Origin of the sequence: Celerinatantimonas sediminis (genome assembly GCF_046054195.1) — a bacterium.
GTDB lineage: Bacteria > Pseudomonadota > Gammaproteobacteria > Enterobacterales > Celerinatantimonadaceae > Celerinatantimonas.
The window spans coordinates 24,149-40,730 of sequence record NZ_JBEQCS010000011.1; the positions used below are offsets into that span (position 1 = coordinate 24,149).

16 protein-coding genes are annotated in these 16,582 nt (G+C 44.8%); all 16 read left to right on the top strand.

Annotated elements, in window-relative coordinates; genetic code table 11:
• The first annotated feature begins 6 nt into the window (after positions 1-6).
• Complete coding sequence (gene corC / locus ABTQ23_RS13180) at positions 7-885, top strand: CNNM family magnesium/cobalt transport protein CorC (RefSeq protein WP_408616201.1); 879 nt, start codon at positions 7-9, stop codon at positions 883-885.
• Between the two features lie 145 nt (positions 886-1,030).
• Entirely contained in the window at positions 1,031-2,563 is a 1,533-nt protein-coding gene (gene lnt / locus ABTQ23_RS13185; RefSeq protein WP_408616202.1) for an apolipoprotein N-acyltransferase, read from the top strand.
• 170 nt (positions 2,564-2,733) lie between these two features.
• Positions 2,734-5,316, top strand: coding sequence for a leucine--tRNA ligase (leuS, locus tag ABTQ23_RS13190; protein ID WP_408616203.1), 2,583 nt, complete (start codon positions 2,734-2,736; stop codon positions 5,314-5,316).
• A 15-nt stretch (positions 5,317-5,331) separates the two neighbouring features.
• Positions 5,332-5,868: an LPS-assembly lipoprotein LptE gene (locus ABTQ23_RS13195; RefSeq protein ID WP_408616204.1), complete on the top strand. Its 537-nt coding sequence runs from the start codon at positions 5,332-5,334 to the stop codon at positions 5,866-5,868.
• 5 nt (positions 5,869-5,873) lie between these two features.
• Positions 5,874-6,881, top strand: a complete 1,008-nt coding sequence (holA, locus tag ABTQ23_RS13200) for a DNA polymerase III subunit delta (protein WP_408616205.1) — start codon at positions 5,874-5,876, stop codon at positions 6,879-6,881.
• The gene (gene nadD / locus ABTQ23_RS13205; protein ID WP_408616206.1) at positions 6,874-7,512 is read left to right on the top strand and encodes a nicotinate-nucleotide adenylyltransferase; all 639 of its coding nucleotides are present in this window, start codon (positions 6,874-6,876) and stop codon (positions 7,510-7,512) included. The genes holA and nadD overlap by 8 nt, the downstream gene beginning before the upstream one ends.
• 136 nt (positions 7,513-7,648) lie before the next feature.
• Positions 7,649-7,990, top strand: a complete 342-nt coding sequence (gene rsfS / locus ABTQ23_RS13210; protein WP_408616207.1) for a ribosome silencing factor — start codon at positions 7,649-7,651, stop codon at positions 7,988-7,990.
• Positions 7,987-8,457, top strand: coding sequence for a 23S rRNA (pseudouridine(1915)-N(3))-methyltransferase RlmH (gene rlmH, locus ABTQ23_RS13215; RefSeq protein WP_408616208.1), 471 nt, complete (start codon positions 7,987-7,989; stop codon positions 8,455-8,457). Before rsfS ends, rlmH begins: the two co-directional genes overlap by 4 nt.
• A gap of 9 nt (positions 8,458-8,466) precedes the next feature.
• Positions 8,467-10,335, top strand: a complete 1,869-nt coding sequence (gene mrdA, locus ABTQ23_RS13220; protein WP_408616209.1) for a penicillin-binding protein 2 — start codon at positions 8,467-8,469, stop codon at positions 10,333-10,335.
• Positions 10,328-11,440: a rod shape-determining protein RodA gene (gene rodA / locus ABTQ23_RS13225; RefSeq protein WP_408616210.1), complete on the top strand. Its 1,113-nt coding sequence runs from the start codon at positions 10,328-10,330 to the stop codon at positions 11,438-11,440. Before mrdA ends, rodA begins: the two co-directional genes overlap by 8 nt.
• Before the next feature lie 18 nt (positions 11,441-11,458).
• Positions 11,459-12,436: a lytic murein transglycosylase B gene (gene mltB / locus ABTQ23_RS13230; protein ID WP_408616211.1), complete on the top strand. Its 978-nt coding sequence runs from the start codon at positions 11,459-11,461 to the stop codon at positions 12,434-12,436.
• On the top strand, positions 12,420-13,280 hold the full coding sequence (locus ABTQ23_RS13235) for a septal ring lytic transglycosylase RlpA family protein (protein ID WP_408616212.1): 861 nt from the start codon (positions 12,420-12,422) through the stop codon (positions 13,278-13,280). Before mltB ends, ABTQ23_RS13235 begins: the two co-directional genes overlap by 17 nt.
• Positions 13,281-13,359: 79 nt before the next feature.
• Entirely contained in the window at positions 13,360-14,541 is a 1,182-nt protein-coding gene (locus ABTQ23_RS13240) for a serine hydrolase (protein ID WP_408616213.1), read from the top strand.
• A 93-nt stretch (positions 14,542-14,634) separates the two neighbouring features.
• Complete coding sequence (gene ybeD, locus ABTQ23_RS13245) at positions 14,635-14,901, top strand: DUF493 family protein YbeD (RefSeq protein ID WP_408616295.1); 267 nt, start codon at positions 14,635-14,637, stop codon at positions 14,899-14,901.
• The gene (gene lipB, locus ABTQ23_RS13250; protein ID WP_408616214.1) at positions 14,901-15,557 is read left to right on the top strand and encodes a lipoyl(octanoyl) transferase LipB; all 657 of its coding nucleotides are present in this window, start codon (positions 14,901-14,903) and stop codon (positions 15,555-15,557) included. Before ybeD ends, lipB begins: the two co-directional genes overlap by 1 nt.
• Positions 15,554-16,519, top strand: coding sequence for a lipoyl synthase (gene lipA, locus ABTQ23_RS13255; RefSeq protein WP_408616215.1), 966 nt, complete (start codon positions 15,554-15,556; stop codon positions 16,517-16,519). Before lipB ends, lipA begins: the two co-directional genes overlap by 4 nt.
• Positions 16,520-16,582 lie beyond the last annotated feature (63 nt).

A 16,582-nucleotide genomic window follows, 5' to 3' on the forward strand; every position in this document is an offset into this window, starting at 1 on the left:
TCACTCATGAGCGACGAAAATCCTCACTCTGGAAGCGGTTCTACCAAATCCTGGCTTGATAAAGTCGGCCAGTGGTTACAGGGAGAACCGCAAAATAAACAACAGTTAGTTGACGTTATTCAAGATGCCAACGAACGCGATTTAATCGACCAAAGCACCACCGAAATGATTGAAGGGGTTTTAGAAGTTGCTAACCTTCGGGTTCGCGACATCATGATCCCTCGCTCACAGATGATCACTATCAACATTACTGATACTGTCGAGCAATTTTTGCCAATCATTATTCATGCGGGGCACTCTCGATTTCCGGTCATTAATGAAGACAAAGACCATATTGAAGGCATTTTGCTAGCCAAAGACCTTTTACTTTATGGTTTTGGTCAACACGACCATAAACTGGAACTATCAGAAATTCTGCGCCCGGCCGTGGTTGTGCCAGAGAGCAAACGCCTCGATAAGCTACTTAAAGAGTTTCGCTCCGAACGTTACCATATGGCGATTGTAGTTGATGAGTTTGGCGGTGTTTCAGGCCTTGTGACCATTGAAGACATCCTTGAGCTGATTGTCGGAGATATCGAAGATGAGTTTGTCAAAGCACAAGAGATGCGCCAAAACATCCGGCGAATTAACAGCAGTACATTCGCTGTCAGTGCGCTGACCAGCATTGAAGACTTTAACGAAGCCTTTCACGCGCAATTAGCCGATGAAGAAGTCGACACGATTGGCGGGTTGGTAACGCATGCCTTTGGTCACCTTCCAGCTCGCGGGGAAAAAATCACGATTGATGGTTATCTGTTTAAAGTAAGTAGTGCTGACCGCCGCCGCGTTATTCAGCTGCAGGTCACCATTCCAGAGCTTGTTAAACACTCATCCGTGGATGGTTAAAACCATTTGATGCACAAGCCTAAAGCAGACAACAGCCATTGCTTTAGGCTTATCATCAGGTAACTTTTAGCAATTATTGGCATTTACCTGCCCTTCTCGGTTAGACTCATCTGCACTTTATCTTGTTCTATGAGGAACAGTTGTCGTGCTGAAAACTTTACCGGCCTGCCTTATTGCATTCATTGCCGGGGCAATTGCTTCATTTTCTTTTGCACCTTATCAGTTATGGCCTCTTATCTTTATCTCATTTGCGGCCCTTATTTATTGCCTCGAGCGCTCCAAAGCCCCCTTTCGAGTAGGTTTGTTTTTTGGTCTGGGACTTTATTGCATCGGCTTGCGCTGGGTTCACGTCAGTATGTATCTGTTTGGCGGCATTCCGTTGTTTGTCAGCTACCTATTAGTTCTGGCGCTTGCTTTGTATCTGGCACTATTTCCTGCGTTGGCCTGCTATTTAGCGAGCAAATGGCCGCAGCCGCGCTCAGTTGCTTTTCGCTATTTGGCTTTTCCAGCCGCTTGGATGGTTGGTGAGTGGCTAAGAGCTCGCCTGCTGACCGGCTTCCCATGGTTGATGCCAGGCTACAGCCAGGTTGACGCGCCTTTGGCAAACTTTGCCAGCATTGTCGGTGTGTACGGTGTGAGTGTGATTGTTTTATGGGTCGCAGCCGCTCTGTATAGCGCTTTGGGTGTATTTCAGACCACCTCGAAGCGCCAGGCAGTCAGTGCCATTGGCGTGATTGTTATCGCTTTTGCTTTAGGCGTCTTGCTAAAAAATGTCACATTTACTCATGCTGAAAAACCATTATCTGTAGCACTGGTTCAAGGCAATGAGTCTATCGAGAACAAATGGGCAGCTCAAAATCGCATTCCAACACTCAATCGTTATTGGCAAATGACCCGGCAAAGTAATGCCGATGTGGTGATTTGGCCAGAGTCAGCACTCCCGTTTAGCGAATATGACGCCAAAGATTATCTAAAAACGATGGACGAACTGCTCACCAAACGCCAGCAAACGCTCATTAGCGGTATTATTCATCAAGATCAACACACCGAGCAATACTACAATGCGCTGGTTGTGCTCGGCCAAAAGACTGCAAATGTAGCCAACTCTCAGCCTTACGAGTACAACGGCCAAGACCGTTACTACAAGCGCCACCTATTACCGATTGGCGAATTTGTCCCATTTGCTTCTATCTTGCGCCCTCTGGCGAAGTTTTTTGACTTACCGATGTCCGATTTTTCAGAAGGTAAGCAAGACCAGTCGCCAATTGATGTTAAAGGTCATCACTGGCTTTCTGCTATCTGCTATGAAATTGCCTTTGGTAGCGAGCTAAATGCCATGATAACGCCAGATATTGATACAATTTTAACCATCAGCAATGATACTTGGTTTGGTCACTCCATTGGACCGGCACAACATCTGCAAATTGCGCAGATGCGAGCAATTGAATTTCAGCGACCAGTCGTGCGAGCAACCAATACGGGTATCACTGCGTTAATCGACCGCCACGGCCATATTAGTGCACAACTACCGATGTTTAAGACGTTAGTTCTTAATGGGCACATTACCCCAGCAACGGGTCAGAGCATCTATCAGCGGATTGGTTTGTGGCCAATTTATATTTTATTTATCATCGCCTTGGGCGGCTATTTAATAGCCAGCAAACGCGCAAAAATTTGACACAAAATAGACAGGATTAACCTCACTACTGATGCAAATTACAGCAAAAAAAGCAGATTATCGTACCAGTAGAGCCTGTAGCTATTGTTGTCTGGTCACGGAGCCAGTATCCTATAGGGCTTATAACCAGATTCGTTTTGAACAATCTAAATTTCCGGAAATGATCACCCATGCAAGAGCAATATAATCCGCACGACATAGAACCCCAGGTCCAAAAAAATTGGGAACAAGAACAGACATTTAAAGTCACAGAACAACCCGGTAAAGAAAAATTTTATTGCCTTTGCATGTTTCCTTACCCAAGTGGCCGACTACACATGGGACATGTGCGTAACTATACCCTTGGGGATGTCATTTCTCGCTACCAGCGGATGCAAGGAAAAAACGTTCTGCAACCGATGGGCTGGGATGCCTTTGGTCTGCCTGCTGAAAACGCGGCTATTAAACACAAAACGGCACCCGCCAAATGGACCTACGAAAATATCGATTACATGAAAAAACAGCTCAAACAGCTGGGCTTTGGTTATGACTGGGATCGCGAACTTGCGACCTGTCGGCCAGAATATTATCGTTGGGAACAATGGTTTTTCACCAAACTTTATGAAAAAGGTCTGGTGTACAAAAAAATGGCAACCGTTAACTGGGACCCTGTTGACCAGACTGTTCTTGCAAACGAGCAGGTTGTCGATGGCCGCGGTTGGCGCTCAGGCGCTCTCGTTGAGCAAAAAGAGATCCCTCAATGGTTTGTCAAAATCACAGCTTATGCTGAAGAGCTGCTCAACGATTTAGACCAAATGGATGAATGGCCTGAACAGGTCAAAACCATGCAGCGCAACTGGATTGGCCGCTCAGAAGGGGTTGAAATCACCTTTACTGTTGCAGGTCAACAGAGCTCTTTTGATGTTTACACAACCCGCCCGGATACAATTTTTGGGGTCTCTTATGTCGGGGTTGCAGCAGGTCATCCACTAGCGGTGCAAGCGGCGCAAACCAATCCAAAACTTGCCGACTTTATCGAACATTGTAAAAACACCAAAGTTGCCGAAGCAGATATGGCAACGATGGAAAAATTAGGGATGGATACCGGCCTTAAAGCAATTCATCCACTCACTGGCGAAGAAGTGCCAATTTGGGTCGCTAACTTTGTATTGATGGATTACGGTTCAGGTGCAGTTATGGCTGTTCCAGCCCATGACGAGCGCGACTTTGAGTTTGCCCGTAAATATAACTTGCCATTAAAAGCGGTGATCCTCGATGAACAAGGTCAAGCACCCGATTTATCAGAGCAAGCTTACACTGAAAAAGGCAAACTCTTTAATTCCGGTAAATTTGATGGTTTAGACTTTAAAGAAGGCTTTGCTGCAATTGCCCAAGAGCTTAAAGCGCAAGGCAAAGGCGAGAAAAAAGTAAACTATCGCCTGCGTGACTGGGGGGTTTCTCGCCAGCGTTATTGGGGAACACCGATTCCAATGCTGAATCTGGAAAATGGCGATGTTGTGCCAGTTCCAGAAGACCAACTGCCAGTTGTTCTACCTGAAGATGTGGAAATGGACGGTGTTAAATCACCAATCAAAGCTGACCCAACTTGGGCAGAAACCACTTATAACGGCAAAAAAGCATTCCACGAAACAGATACTTTCGATACGTTTATGGAATCTAGCTGGTACTACGCAAAATTCTGCTCGACCAGCGATGATGTTATGCTCGACCCTAAAGCTGCCAACTACTGGCTGCCAGTCGATCAATATATTGGCGGGATTGAACACGCTATTTTGCACCTGCTTTACGCTCGCTTCTTCCATAAATTATTGCGTGATACCGGCCTTGTTGAATCAGATGAACCATTTAAACGGTTATTGACTCAGGGCATGGTGTTAGCCGATGCCTTCTATTTTGAAGATGAAAAAGGCGGACAAAACTGGGTTTCTCCATTAGATGCTCAGGTTGAACGCGATGAGAAAGGCCGCATCACCAAAGCCACTCATGCTCAGACTGGTCAGTCACTTGAATATGCGGGCATGAGTAAAATGTCCAAATCGAAAAATAATGGGATTGACCCGCAGTTAATGGTCGAAAAATACGGTGCGGATACCGTGCGATTGTTCATGATGTTCGCCGCTCCAGCAGAGCAAACGTTGGAATGGCAAGACTCAGCAGTTGATGGTGCCAACCGTTTCTTACGCCGTGTTTGGCGTCAATGCTTTGAACTGACAAGTGCTGGCAGTAATGACTCTTATGATGTGAAAGCACTTAATGAGGAGCAGCAAGAACTGCGCCGTGAACTACACAAAACCATTGCTAAAGTTAGTGATGATATTGGTCGTCGTCAGACTTTTAATACTGCAATTGCAGCGATTATGGAACTGATGAATCGAATCACTAAACAAGATTACAGCGATGCGGCAACCCGAGCGATTGGGTATGAAGCGATGCAGGCTGTAATTTTGATGCTGAGCCCCATTACTCCACATATTTGTCATGTATTATATCAAGAGCTGGGACACACTGATTCTATCGAAACGGCACCTTGGCCTGTTGCCGATGAAGACGCCATGGTTGAACAAACCAAGCTGGTTGTTGTTCAGGTCAACGGAAAACTGCGCGCAAAACTAACTGTTGCTGCTGACGCAGATAAAGACACCGTCCAGAAACTAGCCATGGAAGACGAGAACGCGGCTCGATTTATCGAGGGAAAAACGATTCGCAAAGTCATTTACGTTCCAGGTAAGCTTCTGAATATCGTAGCCAATTAAGCGAGATATAGCTCAATGAGTAACGTTAATCAGTGCCCTTCTGGGGCACTTGTAAATCATCTGGCAAAACGGATTAGCCGATTGGGAATATTGGCGTTAAGTATTATGTTGTTATCGGCCTGTGGATTTCATCTGCGTGATAACTATTTGGTGAACACTAAATTTCATAAGCTTTATCTGGCCAGCTCAGACCCATACAGTGCTTTAACCCTTGCTTTAAAAGAAAAACTCAAAAGCAATAACGTGCAACTGGTCAATGACCCAAGCGGTAACGTGCCAATTTTCAGCTTAGGCTCACCAAAACGCTCAAGTCGAATTGTATCGGTTTATTCTGATGGTAGTGATGCTGAAAGCGAACTAAGTTATGAAGTCAGCGGAACTGTCACCATGCCTGATAATCAACAATATCCGATCCAGGTTCAGCTGCACCGTGACTTTACCAAAGACTCAGAGCAAGCTTTAGCAAAAATGCGTGAACAAGACATGATAACCGATGAACTGACCAATATGGCTGCCGAACAGATTGTTCGCCAGTTGGCCACTATTCATTAATTGTTATGAAAGTCTATCCGGAACAATTAGCCGGACAACTCAAACAAGTTGTTCCGGCTTATTTAATTTGTGGTGACGATGGTTTGTTATCACAAGAAGCAGCTCAGAGTATTCGCCAATATGTCCTTGCTGCTGGCAATGTCGAGCGCTTGTCTTATGTCTATGACAGCGACTTTCAATGGGAACAAGTATTTAACCAAGTTCAAGAACTCTCGCTGTTTAGCCCGCTCAAATTATTAGAAATTCATTTTGAAAAAAGCTTAGATAAAACAGCTCAGCAACAGCTCGGTGAGCTAACGGGCATCCTTCATCAAGATATTTGTCTGTTGCTTGTAACTCCGGCATTAAAGAAAAATCAACTCCAACAAAACTGGGCTCATTGGATAGACCAGCATGGTTTAATCGTCCAAGCGAACACTCCTCAAGGCCCGCAGCTAAAACGGTGGATTAAACATCGTTTAGATAGTTATAAGCTCACCCCAAGCAGCGAGCTTAGTGAATTACTATTTAGTTACTACGAAGGTAACTTGTTGGCACTGAATCAGGTCATTGAGCAGCTTCACTTGGTTTATCCTAACGGCCAAACCAGTGTTGAGCAGGTTGAACAAACTCTGATCAACTCTGGGCAATTTACCCAATATCAGCTGGTCGATACGTTGCTCATGGGCGATATTAATCGCGCCGAACAAATTGCGCGGCAAATCAACCAACAAGGCGATGAGCTCACCTTGTTTAACTGGCTGCTGGACAAAGACCTGCAAGTTATTGAAAAGCTCATCAAAGGCCATCCTAGCGCACCGCTTTGGAAACACTACAAAATCTGGAATAAACGCCAGCCGCTGCTTTTAAAAGCATCCCAACAGTTAAGTCTTAGCCAAATCCAGGCGGCACGATGGCAGCTGGCTCAGCTTGATTTGACGATTAAAAACGTTAATCAAAGTGATAGTTGGAATCAGTTTATGGCATTACTGCTTATTTTCCTTTCGCCCACATGGAGCCCTCGTTGTGCCTAATCCTCGTTTGTATTTAGGAGGCTCATTTGATCCCATCCATCATGGGCATCTGAACAGCTTAGAACAGCTGCGCACCCAACTAAATTTAGACACAGCGTTTTTAATGCCCGCTTGGCGCTCGCCACTTAAAGAGGAAGTTAACACCTCAGACAAACATCGCTTAGCAATGCTTGAACTTGCGGTTGAAGAATATCCAAAGCTTAAAATTGAGCGTTATGAAATCGAGCGTCCAAGCCCTTCGTATACCAACCATACTCTGAGTGTGTTTAAAAAGCGCTATCCAAATGACCCTATCATCTTTGCGATGGGGATGGATTCTTTTCAAGCGTTAGATAAATGGGCGAACTGGCAACAATTGACCGATTATGCTCATTTAGCGGTATTTGCTCGGCCAGGTTACAAACTGAGCCTTAATCCAGCTGTGGCTAACTTTTATCAAAGCCATCAGGCAAACACCAAAGAGCAATTAACCACACAACCTTGCGGAAAAATATGGCTCACCGAGTTAGAACCATTTGATATGGCCTCTTCATCGATTCGCCAACAGCTGCATCAGGACCATCTAAATGCTAAAAAAGCATTGCCAAGTAGTGTGTTTGACTATATCCAGCGCCACCACCTTTACCAATAAACATTCTTAAAGCAAACAGTAGTGAGTTATTGGTTTAATAAATCATTAAGCAAATACCGGTAGTTGAATACGGGTTAACGATTAAAGTTAACCCGTGATATACTAAAAATGTAACATTAACTATGGAGTTTATTAGGTGCAGACAACAGCACTCGTCACATTTGTCGTCGATAAAATTGAAGATATGAAAGGCCGCGATGTCGCAGTCTTAGATGTTCACCAGCAATCCTCTATCACCGATCATATGGTGATCTGCAGTGGTAATTCAAAACGTCATGTCCAATCAATTGCTCATAATATTTTATCTCAGGCCAAACAGGCCGATGTAGATATTATTGGCAGTGAAGGAACTGATGCCGGCGAATGGGTTCTGGTTGATTTAGGTGACGTTATCGTGCATGTCATGCAAGATGATACCCGTGACTTTTATCAATTGGAAAAACTGTGGAAACCGCAAGTTGAGTCGCAGGTCGGATGAAAATACAGCTCATTGCTGTCGGGACCAAGATGCCAGCTTGGGTCGAACAGGGCTATCAGGAATATGCACGACGTTTTCCAAAAGATCTTGAGTTAGAGCTTACTGAAATTCATGCCGGAAAGCGCGGCAAAAATGCCGATATTCGGCGTATTCTTGAAAAAGAAGGGGAACAGACTTTAGCGGCCGTAAAAAAAGGGAACCGTATCGTCTGTCTGGAAGTCCTAGGGAATGCCTGGGACACTCCCAAATTGGCCAAACAGCTGGATCGCTGGAAAATGGATGGCCGTGATGTCAGTTTGCTCATAGGTGGCCCTGAAGGGTTATCCCCGGCATGTATTGATGCCGCCGAGCAACACTGGTCATTATCTAACTTGACGCTCCCCCATCCGCTGGTTCGGATTGTTGTGGCAGAAAGTCTGTATCGAGCATGGAGCCTTACTGCTAACCATCCATACCATCGGGAGTAGCCTGCGCATATGCTAAAAAAGCGTATAGCCCTTCGAGATCACAGTGCCGAGTCGGCGTTATTTATACGCCGCGTGCTATTTTGCCTCTTCTTTGTGATCGTTTTATTGAGCATTCTGTTTGCCAATCTTTATTACCTGCAAGTTAAACAATACAAGCAGTACTCAACTCGTTCTAATGATAACCGGATCAATGTGTTACCCATCGCCCCGCCTCGCGGGCTGATTTACGACCGTAATGGTTATCTATTAGCTGAAAATCGCCCTTCATTTGATTTACAGCTCATTCCTGAAGACGTCAAACATATTCATGACACTGTCGATAAGTTGACTCAACTGCTCAATATACCTGAAGATGAAGTTGAGCAATTTTATAAAGACCTCAAACACACCCGGCGTTTCAAACCCGTTATTTTGATGAGTGAGCTCAACGATCAACAAGTTGCAAAATTTAGCGTCAACCAGTTTCAGTTTCCTGGGGTGAGTATCGAATCGCACTTAACTCGCTATTATCCTTATGGCGAAGCGCTTACCCATGTGGTTGGTTACGTCTCAAGAATTAACACCAATGATTTACAGCGCCTTGATGCCGAAGGCCAATTAAGTAATTACACCGCTACTCGCAACATTGGTAAACGCGGTATTGAGCGCTATTACGAGCAGCTCTTACACGGCAAAGCAGGTTATCAAGAAGTTGAGGTGAATAACCGTGGCCGGATTATTCGCACTTTAAAAGTCGTTCCGCCAGTACCCGGCAAAGATCTGTATTTAAATATTGATATTAATCTGCAGCTGCAAGCGATGTCACTGCTTAAAGGAAAACGCGGTGCAATTATTCTGCTAAATGCCAAAGACAGTGGCGTTTTAGTCATGGCAAGCAGCCCTAGTTATGATCCCAATGCTTTTGTTAATGGCATCAGTTCTAAAGAATATAGCCAATTATTGCAATCACAAAACCGGCCATTGATTAACCGAGCCACCCAAGGCACGTATCCACCAGGTTCTACGGTTAAACCATTGCTGGCAATTATGGGGCTTGAGAAAGGCAAAATTACCCCAACTCAGAAAATCTTCGACCCTGGTTGGTTCCAAATTCCGAACACCAAACGAAAATTTCGCGACTGGAAACGTTGGGGCCATGGCTGGGTCAATGTGCATAAAGCCATTAAAGAGAGTGTTGATACCTATTTTTATTGGCTCGCCTTTAATACTGGCATCGATACCATCCATAATTACATGAGTAAATTTGGGTTTGGCCAATACACTGGGATTGATATTCACGAAGAAAGTAAAGGGAATATGCCAAGCCGTCAGTGGAAACACATGCGTTATCACCAGCCATGGTGGCAAGGCGATACTATTTCAGTCGGAATTGGCCAAGGATATTGGACAACAACTCCACTGCAATTAGGTGAAGCGATTAACATCTTAGCCAATGATGGCAAAATCGTTACGCCAAGACTATTAAATAGCATTGCCGCAAATGGGCAAAAAATCGAAGTTCCGCCAGATCTTCGCAAACCCATTACGTTGAATAATCCGAAAAACTGGCAAATTGCGCAAGATGGTATGTATGCCGTAGTAAATGATCTACACGGAACCGCGCATCGAGCATTTTTAGGTGCCAACTATGTGGCTGCAGGGAAAACAGGGACGGCACAGTTGGTCAGCCGTGCTGACGGTGAAGCAGTGCGTAAAGATTTAGCAGAACGTCATCGTGATAACGGGATGTTTGTCGGTTATGCACCGTTTAAACATCCTCAAATTATCGCCTCAGTTGCCCTTGAAAACGCAGGTGGCAGTTTTCCGGCAATCATGTTTGCCCGTCGCCTTTTTGATAGCTATTTTGCGCATAATCCGGAGTTAATTAGCCATGAGTAATGCAACAACCAAACAACGTGAGTCCATTTGGTGGAAATTGCATATTGATTGGCCATTACTTATCGGCCTTTTAGCTGTATTGGTGTTAGGTGGATTCGTACTGTACAGCGCTAGCGGTGAAAGCCGAGCCATGGTGACTCGCCAATTTATGCGTATTGCACTGGCTATCGTTGTGATGATTGTCTTGGCCCAACTCTCGCCAGATACCTATCGGCGCTGGGCACCGCCGCTATTTATAGCGGGCTTCTTAATGCTCGTGGCTGTGTTGATTATTGGTCACATCGGCAAAGGGGCTCAGCGCTGGCTGGATTTAGGATTATTTAAGTTTCAGCCCTCTGAGATCATGAAAATTGCGGTCCCATTAATGGTGTCGCGATTTGTCAGCCAAAATCCACTGCCGATCCGCTTTAAAAACCTACTCATTGGTCTGGCTATTGCCCTTGCTCCACCTTTGCTTATCGCCAAACAACCTGATTTAGGAACCGCCCTTTTAGTGGCTGTTTCTGGGATATTCGTGTTGTTTTTAGCCGGGATGAGCTGGCGATTAGTACTGGCTGCCATTGTCGCTGTTGCATCATTTATCCCAGTGCTGTGGTTTTTCTTAATGCATGAATATCAGCGCCAAAGGGTACTGACTTTCTTAAATCCAGAAAGTGACCCTCTTGGCGCAGGTTACCACATCATTCAGTCGAAAATCGCCATTGGTTCTGGTGGAATTTTCGGGAAAGGATGGATGCATGGAACGCAAAGTCAGCTCGATTTTATCCCAGAACGCCATACCGACTTTATCTTCGCTGTCTTTTCTGAAGAATTTGGCCTGATAGGGATTAGCGTTCTTTTGCTACTATATTTTTATATTATTGGCCGAGGTCTGTACATCGCAATCCAAGGGCAAAATGCCTTTGAGCGGTTACTTGCGGGAAGTATCACCCTGACATTTTTTGTCTATGTTTTTGTTAACATAGGCATGGTTAGCGGTTTGCTACCAGTGGTTGGAGTTCCACTGCCGCTGGTTAGTTACGGAGGAACTTCCATCGTGACGCTACTAGCCGGATTTGGCATGTTAATGTCGATTCAGACCCATAAGAGATTTTACGCGCAATAACTGTAACAGGGGTAGTGTATGAGAAAACGCTTCTGGGCCTTAGCGGCAGCTTCGCTATTGCTTGGTCAGTCGGCTGTAGCAGCAACGATTGATGACACAACGCTGGCTCGACTTAAAGCACTAAGCGAACAAACGCAGGTGCCTTTAAAAGTACTTCGCGATGCTGTCAGTCAGGCAAAAAAAGTTCCTTCAGTCATTGAAGCTATTAATCGACCTTATGAAGCAAAACCTTGGTATAGCTACCAAAAATTGTTTGTTACTGACTCTCGTATCGAACAAGGCGTAAAATTCTGGAAAGAGCACGCCAAAACGTTAGCGCGCGCCGAGCAAACCTACCAGGTGCCTGCACAGATTATTGTTGCAATCATCGGCGTTGAAACCCGCTATGGTAAATTTGCAGGCCAATACCCAGTACTCGATTCACTCTATACATTAGGGTTTCACTACCCCAGACGCGGTAAATTTTTCAGCCGCGAATTTGCCTCCTTTGTTAAATTAAGCCACCAACAAGGATGGGATCTGCGCTCAGTTAAAGGCTCTTATGCTGGAGCCATGGGCTATGGACAGTTTATTCCGAGTAGCTACCTGCACTATGCCGTTGATTTTGATAACGATGGCAAACGCGACATCATTCATAATCCTGTTGATGCCATCGGTAGCGTGGCCAACTATTTTCACCAACATCACTGGCAATATCAGCAACCAGTGACAGAACCACTAACCACTACCAACCCACAACTGGCTAAACTTGCCAATCGTAAACGCGAAACGCCCTATCAATGGAGCCAACTTAACGAAGATGGCGCAACAAGTGAACAAAAACTTGCGCCAACGACAGCTGTGAATCTATTGGCGTTAAAAACTCAGGCTGACCAAGACGGATATTGGCTCACCTTTCATAACTTTTATGTCATTACTCGCTATAACACCAGTCCGTTATATGCGATGGCCGTCTACCAACTGAGTCAAAAATTAAAACATGCGTATAAACCGTAATTATTTTATTCTCGCTTTTATTGCTATGTTGCTGGCCGGTTGCGCCAGCAAACCTTCTCGTTATTCAATGAGTCAAGACGCTTACCCTACTAATCCACCCAAATTAGGTTCGTTAGAAGATGCCTATCCGCATGTTGAACCGCTCAGTCGAGCCGGGAATAAAGACTATACGGTCAACGGCAAACACTATAAGGTTTGGCTAGGTATCAAAAAGTATCAGCAAGTCGGAATGGCCTCTTGGTATGGTGCTAAATTTCAGGGGCATCTCACATCCAACGGCGAAATTTACGATATGTACTCAATGAGTGCTGCTCATAAAAACCTGCCACTGCCTAGCTATGTTCGAGTCACTAACTTAGCCAATAACAAATCGGTTATCGTTAGAGTAAATGATAGAGGCCCTTTTCACAGCAAGCGCATTATCGATTTGTCTTATGCCGCAGCTTATAAGCTAGATATTCTCTCGCACGGTACGGCGAAGGTAAAAGTGACACTGATTGACCCAAGTGCACCGAAAGTTGTGAAAAAGTTTGAATCAACTCCCCCTAAAAAGCCAACAGCCGCCAAGGGAGAAGAAAGTTCACAGAAAAAAGCACGAACACTCGTGCAACCGGACAACTTTTATGTACAATTACTTGCTTTTAAGGACACTGTGATTGCAGAGCGACAACGCCAAGCACTCGTCAAACAAGGTTATCAGGCGGTTGTCGTTCATTCAGGCGCGTGGCAAAAATTAAGGATTGGACCATACTCCAGTCGCAAATTAGCCGAGCAAGCAAGAGCGAAGATGCGTCAAAGCCAGTATAGGGATGCCTTTATTGTGAAAATAGAGCATACATATTGATAATTCTACATCGTGAGGCAAGTTCAGGTATCATGGTAACACTTGTCTGTAAATGCAACTTAATTGACTAATAAGCAAGATGATGAAAAATAAATTAATCGCCAAAATCAAATATACGGCTGTCGGCTGTGCATTAACTATCGCATCGAGCAGTGTTTTTGCTGCATCTTATATCGTTCCTAATCCGCCTGCCATTTCAGCTAAAGCTTATATTGTAATGGATTACAATTCAGGAAAGATTATTGCTGAGGAAAATGCCGACCAACGTAGAGCCCCTGCCAGCCTGACTAAAATGATGACCAGTTACATTATCGGTCAGGAGCTGAAAAATGGGACGATTAAAAATAGTGACAAAGTCACCATTGGTCGCGATGCATGGTCAGTTAACTTCCCTGATTCATCAAAAATGTTTCTTAAAATTGACACTCAGGTGTCGGTTGAAGAGTTAAACCGCGGGATCATCGTTGATTCTGGTAACGATGCCTGTGTTGCAATGGCTGACTACATAGCCGGTGGCAGTGATGCATTTGCCCAGATGATGAACAACTGGGCGCAGCGCCTAGGTCTGACTGGTAGTCATTTTGTAAACCCAGATGGTCTGGATAATCCTAAACACTATGTCACCGCGCGCGACATGGCAATTCTGGCTCGTCACTTAATTAAAGACTTGCCGAACGAGTATAAAATTTACTCTGAAAAATCATTCACTTATAACGGAATTACCCAGTACAACCGAAATACGCTGTTGTGGGATAAAAGCTTAAATGTTGACGGTATCAAAACAGGCCATACCAGTAATGCTGGTTATAACTTGGTTACCTCAGCAACAGAAAAAGGCATGCGCTTAATCACTGTTGTGATGGGCACCCCAAGTAAATACGCGCGTGAAGCAGAAAGTAAAAAACTGCTCGTATGGGGTTTTCGTTTTTACGACACAGTTAAACCATATAAAGCTGGGGATAGCTTCGTTAAAGCCCGCGTCTGGAAAGGTAAAATTAACAACGTAGAATTAGGTGTTGATAAAGACGTTGCAATTACAATTCCACGAGGCCAGGCGAAAAACCTCAAAGCCAGTTACGATTTGAACAAAACTCTGGAAGCACCACTGAAAAAAGGTGATGTTGTCGGAACCTTGCATTTCAAATTGGATGGTAAAAATGTTGGCGATTATCAACTAGTTGCTTTACAAAACGTTGAAAAAGGCGGAATTTTCAAACAGCTGTTTGACTATATTCGTCAATTGTTCGCCAGCTGGTTCTAACGCAATTAGAGACAAACAAGTCATTTGCGTTTAAAATTATAGTTTTGACAATGCGCCGGCCTAAAGCCGGCGTTTCACCAGATAACGTAGTCAATTATGAATACCAAATTTGATGAATACCTTGAGTTTCCATGTGCTTTTACATTTAAAGTGATGGGAGTTGCTAACGATACGCTTGAGCGTGAAATTCTCGAAGTTGTGCAACGCTTAGCTCCGGGAAACTATTCACCGTCAAGCCGATTAAGCACTAAAGGCAACTATCGTTCTTTAACCTTAAGCATTCGGGTTACAAGCAAAGAACATATCGAAGAGCTCTACCAACAGTTGGGCGCCATTGAAGATGTGCGTCACGTACTATAATGACTAAGCAATGTGCTGATATAAAAATCATTCGCTGGGGGCTGGTTGATTACCAGAGCATGTATCAGCGAATGCATGAATTCACTGAGCAACGCGATGCCACGACTGCCGATCAAGTCTGGCTCGTTGAGCATCCGCCGATATTTACTCAAGGCCAAGCAGGCAAACCTGAGCACTTGCTAAACCCTGGGAAAATTCCAGTATTTCAAGCTGACCGTGGGGGTCAAGTAACCTATCACGGTCCGGGCCAAATGATAGCCTATCTGATGCTGGATCTACGCCGTAGAAAATTAGGTGTTAGAGCACTGGTTTCAATTATGGAACAAGCGGTTGTTAAAACTCTCGAGCACTATCACATAACAGCTTACCCAAAAGCTGATGCCCCAGGGGTCTATGTTAATGGAGCTAAAATAGCGTCGTTAGGACTTCGCGTCCGCCGCGGCTGCTCATTCCATGGACTGGCTTTGAACGTTAATATGGATTTAAATCCGTTTCATCAGATTAATCCCTGTGGATATGCTGGTCTTGAAATGACTCAGACCAGTGATTTAGGTGGCCCAACCACGGTCACTCAAGCCAGCGAGACCTTCTTGCCCATATTAGTTAACTTGCTAGGCGCAACATTGAGCGAAGAACAGTTAGGAACCATATCATGAGTACAACAAAGAAGCATTTAGAGGCCGGAGTTAAACTGCGAGACGCCGATAAAATGGCCTACATTCCCGTGAAGGTTATCGCACAAGACAATGAACCGCTGCGCAAACCCGACTGGATGCGGATTAAATTACCTTCAAGCTCAGCCCGCATTGATGAAATTAAACAAGCGATGCGTAAAAATAATCTTCACTCAGTTTGCGAAGAAGCCGCTTGCCCAAACCTTTCAGAATGTTTCCATCACGGTACCGCAACATTCATGATTTTAGGGGCTATCTGTACTCGTCGTTGCCCATTTTGCGATGTCGGCCATGGTAAACCTTTAGAACCTGATGCCAACGAGCCTGCAAAATTGGCACAAACTGTTGCCGATATGAAACTTCGCTATGTGGTCATAACCTCGGTTGACCGTGACGATCTTCGTGATGGTGGTGCCAGCCATTTTGCGGAATGTACTCAAGCGATTCGCGAAAAAAGTCCAGACATTCGTATCGAGACGCTCGTTCCTGATTTTCGAGGCCGTATGGATAAAGCATTAGACGCGATTGACAAAGCGATTCCTGATGTATTTAACCACAACCTTGAAACTGCCCCACACCTTTATAAAATGGCTCGCCCTGGCGCAAACTATAAGTGGTCATTAAAACTGCTCGAAGAGTTTAAAAAACGTCATCCAGAAATCCCTACTAAATCGGGATTAATGATGGGCCTTGGCGAAACCAATGAAGATATCCTTGAAGTGATGAAAGACTTGCGCGCCCATGGCGTGACCATGCTGACTTTAGGGCAATATTTGCAGCCTAGTCGCCATCACTTGCCAGTGAAACGTTATGTCACACCAGCAGAATTTGAGCAGCTTAAACAACAGGCTTTAGAGATGGGCTTTACCCACGCAGCCTGTGGTCCTTTAGTTCGCTCTTCTTATCATGCTGACTTACAGGCCCAAGGAGTTGAAGTGAAATAACTGAAGGGGTTATACCCTCTTCTCGCTTAAAAAGCGATTCACAACCAATGCCTAATGTATTAG

Coding starts and splice junctions, on each gene's coding strand:
- ABTQ23_RS13240 (WP_408616213.1), top strand. CDS start 13,360: ATGATGAAAAATAAATTAATCGCCAAAATCAAATATACGGCTGTCGGC.
- leuS (WP_408616203.1), top strand. CDS start 2,734: ATGCAAGAGCAATATAATCCGCACGACATAGAACCCCAGGTCCAAAAA.
- mltB (WP_408616211.1), top strand. CDS start 11,459: ATGAGAAAACGCTTCTGGGCCTTAGCGGCAGCTTCGCTATTGCTTGGT.
- ABTQ23_RS13195 (WP_408616204.1), top strand. CDS start 5,332: ATGAGTAACGTTAATCAGTGCCCTTCTGGGGCACTTGTAAATCATCTG.
- mrdA (WP_408616209.1), top strand. CDS start 8,467: ATGCTAAAAAAGCGTATAGCCCTTCGAGATCACAGTGCCGAGTCGGCG.
- rodA (WP_408616210.1), top strand. CDS start 10,328: ATGAGTAATGCAACAACCAAACAACGTGAGTCCATTTGGTGGAAATTG.
- lipA (WP_408616215.1), top strand. CDS start 15,554: ATGAGTACAACAAAGAAGCATTTAGAGGCCGGAGTTAAACTGCGAGAC.
- lipB (WP_408616214.1), top strand. CDS start 14,901: ATGACTAAGCAATGTGCTGATATAAAAATCATTCGCTGGGGGCTGGTT.
- holA (WP_408616205.1), top strand. CDS start 5,874: ATGAAAGTCTATCCGGAACAATTAGCCGGACAACTCAAACAAGTTGTT.
- ABTQ23_RS13235 (WP_408616212.1), top strand. CDS start 12,420: ATGCGTATAAACCGTAATTATTTTATTCTCGCTTTTATTGCTATGTTG.
- rlmH (WP_408616208.1), top strand. CDS start 7,987: ATGAAAATACAGCTCATTGCTGTCGGGACCAAGATGCCAGCTTGGGTC.
- corC (WP_408616201.1), top strand. CDS start 7: ATGAGCGACGAAAATCCTCACTCTGGAAGCGGTTCTACCAAATCCTGG.